Here is a 5,905-nt window from a genome sequence, read left to right as displayed (position 1 = left end):
GGGAGGGGGGGGGGGGGGGGGAGGGGGGGTGAGGGGAGGTAGGGGAGGTGGGGGGAGAAAGAATTTTCCCAATGACCAATGACCAATGACAACTGACCAATGACCACTGACAACTAACAACTGACAGTGGCGACAAAGATGCGAGAATATGAATAGATGTTAAAAAGTAGATTTAGTTAATCCCCATATATCACATAGGTAGCTTCATGTCCACAACCACAGTCGCCCCTGAACAGGTTAATCGCATTGTTGGGAATCAACATCACGATCCCTTTGAAATTCTGGGTTCTCATCTCATAGAGCAAAATGGTAAAACTGTCTGGGCTGTGCGAGCCTACCTGCCAAATGCCAGTGCTGCTTATGTAGTATTTCCAGAGGAACGGAAAGAATACCCAATGGACACAGTGCATCATCCTCATTTTTTTGAATGCACCATTGAAACCACAGAACTGAAAAATTATCAGTTACGCATTAAAGAAGGAGAACATGAGCGGGTAGTTAATGATCCCTACGCTTTCCGTTCTGCCCACTTAACAGAATTTGATCTACATTTATTTAGTGAAGGCAACCATCACCGCATTTACGAAAAATTAGGAGCGCACCCCACAGAAGTAGATGGTGTTAAAGGCGTTTACTTTGCCGTCTGGGCCCCCAATGCCCGCAACGTTTCTTTGTTAGGAGATTTTAACCTGTGGGATGGACGCAAACACCAAATGCGGAAAGGACACACAGGAGTTTGGGAATTGTTTATTCCCGAAATTGGTGTAGGAGAACATTACAAATACGAAATTAAAAATTTTGAAGGACATATTTACGAAAAATCTGATCCCTACGGTTTCCAGCAAGAACCGCGTCCAAAAACAGCATCTATTGTTACCGACTTAACTTCCTACACATGGAATGACGAAGACTGGCTGGAAAAGCGGCGACATACTGACCCCCTGACCCAACCCATTTCCGTATATGAAGTACATTTAGGTTCTTGGTTACACGCTGCTAGTGCAGAACCTCCCAAATTACCCAATGGAGAAACCGAACCTGTAGTTGTCGTTTCCGAACTAAAACCCGGTGCGCGGTTTCTGACTTATCGGGAACTAGCAGACAAACTCATTCCCTACGTCAAGAAATTAGGATATACCCATTTAGAACTGTTACCAATTGCCGAACATCCCTTTGATGGTTCTTGGGGTTATCAAGTAACCGGTTATTTTGCGCCTACTTCCCGTTTTGGTACACCCGAAGACTTCATGTACTTTGTGGACGAATGCCATAACAATGGTATTGGTGTCATTGTAGACTGGGTTCCTGGCCACTTCCCCAAAGATGGTCATGGTTTAGCCTTCTTTGATGGTAGCCACTTGTATGAACACTCTGATGCTCGCAAAGGTGAACATAAAGAATGGGGGACTTTAGTATTTAACTACAATCGCCATGAAGTCCGTAATTTCCTAGTGGCTAATGCCCTGTTCTGGTTCGATAAATACCACATTGACGGAATTCGTGTTGATGCGGTTGCTTCCATGCTCTACCTGGACTATTGCCGAGAACCAGGAGAATGGTTGCCTAATGAATACGGTGGTCGAGAGAATTTAGAAGCTGCTGATTTTTTACGTCAAGTTAATAGCTTGTTATTTAGTTATTATCCTGGTGTGCTTTCCATTGCGGAAGAGTCCACATCTTGGCCAATGGTATCTTGGCCTACCTATACGGGCGGATTGGGCTTTAACTTAAAGTGGAATATGGGCTGGATGCACGATATGCTGGATTACTTCAGCATGGACCCTTGGTTTCGCCAATTCCATCAAAACAATATTACTTTTAGTATGTGGTACAACCACAGTGAGAACTTCATGTTAGCTCTGTCCCACGATGAAGTGGTGCATGGTAAGAGTAATATCATCGGCAAAATGCCCGGTGATGAATGGCAGAAGTTAGCTAATATCCGCTGTCTGTTTACTTATATGTTCGCTCACCCCGGCAAGAAAACCATGTTTATGAGCATGGAATTTGGACAGTGGAGTGAGTGGAATGCTTGGGCTGATTTGGAATGGCATCTATTACAGTTTGAACCACACCGACAGTTGAAGGATTTTTTCCAGTCTCTTAACCATTTTTACCGTTCTGAACCAGCTTTATATACTCAAGATTTTGATCAAGCGGGGTTTGAGTGGATTGATTGTACTGATAGCCGCCATAGTGTGGTTTCCTTTGTCCGTCGTGACAAGAATTCTGACGATTTTATGATTGTGGTTTGTAATTTTACACCTCAACCCCATTCTCATTACCGCATTGGTGTGCCAGAAAAGGGCTTTTATACTGAGTTGTTCAATAGTGATGCTCGTCAGTATGGCGGTAGTAATATGGGCAATTTAGGTGGTAAGTGGACTGATGATTGGTCTTTACACAATCGTCCTTATTCCTTGGATTTATGTTTACCTCCTTTGGGCGTGTTGATGCTCAAGTTGGATAAACAGAAATCTGCACAGGTGATGGAATAATCCTGTAGGGTGGGCAATAGACATCTCCAGAAAAGAATGTAGAGACGTTCCATGGAACGTCTCTACAAAGGTTCTAGGAAACGCATATTTAATGGGACAGAATTAATTACACAATGTCATTGCAAATGGAACGAAGTGAAATGAAGCAATCGCAAGGGTTGTGATTGCTTCCCTTCGCTCGCAATGACTGTAAATATTTTTGTCCAATTACTTATTTAATTTCTGGAGATCTCTAATGCTCACCCTGTGTGCTTGTTAGGGATTTTATTTGTAAACATTAATGTACTATGAATTGACTATAAGTATGCTACATGGTAATATGCTAAAATCTGTAGCCCGCCTAGGAATGATAGCGTAGCGTGGCGTTAGCTATATTCCCAGTCTAATAGCAGAAGTTGTCTTTTGATGACTAAGGAACACCAAAAAATAAATTACCCAATTTTGTGGGATGGGCATCCTGCCCGTCCTTGATAATTAGCGGGCAATTCGTCCCGCACCACAAGAAATTTTTGGGTATTTTTTTAATTGGAAGTCCCTAAATAACTCGGAAATTTTTGAGTAAACTTTAGTTTACTTTCGCTATTAGCCCGGAAATTCATTTCCGGGCGGGTATGGAAGCCAACAGATAAGCCATTTTCAACTTAAGTTGACATCTATGAGCAGTGCTTTACCCCTATCCGCTTAAATTAAATAATTAAGCAGTGTTGAGTATACCATTTAAATTTGTTTGTATGAGTATGATTTTGGTAACAGGGGCTGCTGGACTAATTGGTTCTGAATCAGTCAGGTTTTTTGCCGATCGCGGTTTTACAGTTGTTGGAATTGACAACAATATGCGGCAGGTTTTTTTTGGTGAGGATGCGTCAACAGAATGGAACCGCGATCGCCTTTTACAAGATTATGGTGATAAATATATCCACCATAATGTTGATATTCGTGATCACAAGGCCATCTCCCAAATATTTCAAACCTATAGTCAAGATATAAGTCTGATTATTCATACTGCGGCTCAACCTTCCCACGATTGGGCGGCTAAAGACCCTTACACTGATTTTACAGTTAATGCCAATGGTACATTGGTGTTATTAGAGAATACCCGTCAATATTGTCCAGAAGCCGTATTTATCTTTTGTTCTACTAATAAAGTCTATGGTGATACTCCCAATTTATTGCCCCTAATTGAACAAGAACTGCGCTGGGAAATTGCAGAGACACATCCCTACAACCAGGGTATTGATGAAAGCATGAGTATTGATAACTGCAAACATTCGCTATTTGGAGCTTCTAAAGTAGCGGCAGATATCTTAGTCCAGGAATACGGGCGTTATTTTAGCATAAAAACAGCTTGTTTTCGGGGAGGATGTTTAACTGGTCCTGGTCACTCTGGAACTAAACTGCATGGCTTTTTATCTTACTTGATGAAATGTACCATGACTGGGCAGCCTTACCAAGTATATGGCTATCAGGGTAAACAAGTTCGTGATAACATCCACAGTTATGATTTAGTTAATGCTTTCTACCACTTTTATCAAGCTCCCCGTGTAGCTGAAGTTTATAATATTGGTGGCAGTCGTTTTAGTAATTGTTCAATGTTAGAAGCAATTGGGCATTGTGAACTTATCGCTGATAAAAAGTTAACCTGGAGCTATGAAGAATCCAATCGAATTGGCGATCACATTTGGTGGATTAGTGATGTTCAGAAATTCAAAAATCACTACCCTAACTGGGATTTAACCTATACAGTGACAGGCATTTTGAAAGAAATTTTTGCCGAAAACATCAGCCGATGGAGCTAAGGATACCCTAGTTTTAAGCACTTGTTATTTTGGGATTTGCTTACCATGTTGAAAAAGCTATTTCGGCAAAAAGTTTTTAAGTTTCTCATCGGTGGTGGTGTTGCAGCAGTCATCAATTTATTGTTGATATTTTGTCTGATTGAGTGGCTAGGATTTAACACCCCTACTTTACGCAATGTGGCTAATGCAGTATCAATTGAATTATCTCTGTTAGCAAGTTTTTTCATCTACCGGGTTTGGGTTTGGCCGGGAGGTGTTTGGACAATAAGAGAAGTATTATGGCGACAAATTCCCCTTTATCATCTGTCCGCTGGGGCTGCTGTAATTACTCGGATCTTCATTCTCTTTCCTTTGTTAGATAGGTTAGGAGTTAATTACGCCATTAATACCTTAGTAGGTGTATTATTAAGTGCGGTTATTAACTATTTGATTAGCGATCGCTTAGTATTTAAAACCCCAGTTCAATCTGATCAAACACCAACACAATTTACTACAAAAATCTATTATCCTGAAGGATTAGCTCCTGGATTAGAGAATAAATCTTCTCACCCCAAATACCCTAAATTAGACAATTTAACAGGAATTAAAATTTTCTCTATTGTCATTCCTGCTCATAACGAAGAAGGTTGTATTGTCCCAACTATTGAGTCCATTAGCAAAATATTAGAACAAGAAAAGATTGCTTACGAAATTCTAGTTGTTAATGATAACAGTCGTGATCAAACAGAAGAATTATTGCAGCAGCTAAATTCTGAAAATAGTCAAGTCCGTTATATCAATAACTATTATCCCAACGGGTTTGGTTTTGCTGTACGCTGCGGCTTAGAGAATTTTCAAGGTGATGCGGTAGCCATTGTCATGGCAGATAGTTCTGATGCACCAGAAAATATTGTTGATTACTACTATAAACTGCAAGAAGGATATGATTGTGTATTCGGTTCTCGGTTTATTAAAGGAGGTAAAGTCATTGATTATCCGATGCACAAATTATTAGTGAATCGGTTGGCTAATTTATTTATTCAAATCCTATTTGGCTTGAAGTTTAATGATACAACCAACGCCTTCAAAGCATATCGTCGGGAAGTAATTGAGGGTATTTCGCCTCTACTATCGCATCACTTTAATTTAACAGTAGAAATACCTCTCAAGGCTATTATCAGGGGATATTCCTACACAATTATGCCCATTACTTGGCAAAACCGCGCCACGGGAGTATCTAAACTGAAGCTGAAGGAGATGGGTAGCCGCTACTTGTTTATTGTTCTTTATGCGTGGCTAGAAAAATATCTTTCTAGAGGAGATTATCGGCGTAATCAGGCTCAGTTGGTAAATAGAAAGCACAAGGTAATTTAGAAGGAGTTGATTTTATGAATGATCATTCAATAGCAAGAGAATTTGATAAGTCAATTAGATGGAAACTTTTGCTCCCCAGTCTTATCTTATTTATATACGTTTTTATTGCCTCTCTTCCTCTACCTAGTCCAATACAAATGGGATTAGATCCGTCCTGGTCTTATGCAATTAGCCAAGCGAATCAAAAACAATTGATTTTTGGAAAAGAAATTATATTTACTTATGGACCATTAGGATATTTAATTACTGGTGCTGTAT

Annotated in this window: 4 protein-coding genes; all 4 read left to right on the top strand. The window is 40.2% G+C overall.

Translation table 11 applies throughout. The features are described 5' to 3' along the window. Nucleotides 1–206: 206 nt before the first annotated feature. On the top strand, nucleotides 207–2,498 hold the full coding sequence (gene glgB / locus IQ228_RS19185) for a 1,4-alpha-glucan branching enzyme (RefSeq protein WP_193963967.1): 2,292 nt from the start codon (nucleotides 207–209) through the stop codon (nucleotides 2,496–2,498). A 731-nt stretch (nucleotides 2,499–3,229) separates the two neighbouring features. Next, nucleotides 3,230–4,294, top strand: coding sequence for an NAD-dependent epimerase/dehydratase family protein (locus IQ228_RS19180; RefSeq protein ID WP_193963965.1), 1,065 nt, complete (start codon nucleotides 3,230–3,232; stop codon nucleotides 4,292–4,294). A 45-nt stretch (nucleotides 4,295–4,339) separates the two neighbouring features. Further along, nucleotides 4,340–5,647, top strand: a complete 1,308-nt coding sequence (locus IQ228_RS19175) for a glycosyltransferase (RefSeq protein ID WP_193963963.1) — start codon at nucleotides 4,340–4,342, stop codon at nucleotides 5,645–5,647. A 14-nt stretch (nucleotides 5,648–5,661) separates the two neighbouring features. Then, nucleotides 5,662–5,905, top strand: a 244-nt coding sequence (locus IQ228_RS19170) for a hypothetical protein (protein ID WP_228043955.1), incomplete at its 3' end; no start/stop codon positions are given.

Origin of the sequence: Dolichospermum sp. LEGE 00246, assembly GCF_015207865.1 — a bacterium.
Classification (GTDB): domain Bacteria; phylum Cyanobacteriota; class Cyanobacteriia; order Cyanobacteriales; family Nostocaceae; genus Dolichospermum; species Dolichospermum heterosporum.
This window is presented reverse-complemented; position numbering and strand designations above follow the sequence as displayed.

Coding starts and splice junctions, on each gene's coding strand:
- IQ228_RS19180 (WP_193963965.1), top strand. CDS start 3,230: ATGAGTATGATTTTGGTAACAGGGGCTGCTGGACTAATTGGTTCTGAA.
- IQ228_RS19175 (WP_193963963.1), top strand. CDS start 4,340: ATGTTGAAAAAGCTATTTCGGCAAAAAGTTTTTAAGTTTCTCATCGGT.
- glgB (WP_193963967.1), top strand. CDS start 207: ATGTCCACAACCACAGTCGCCCCTGAACAGGTTAATCGCATTGTTGGG.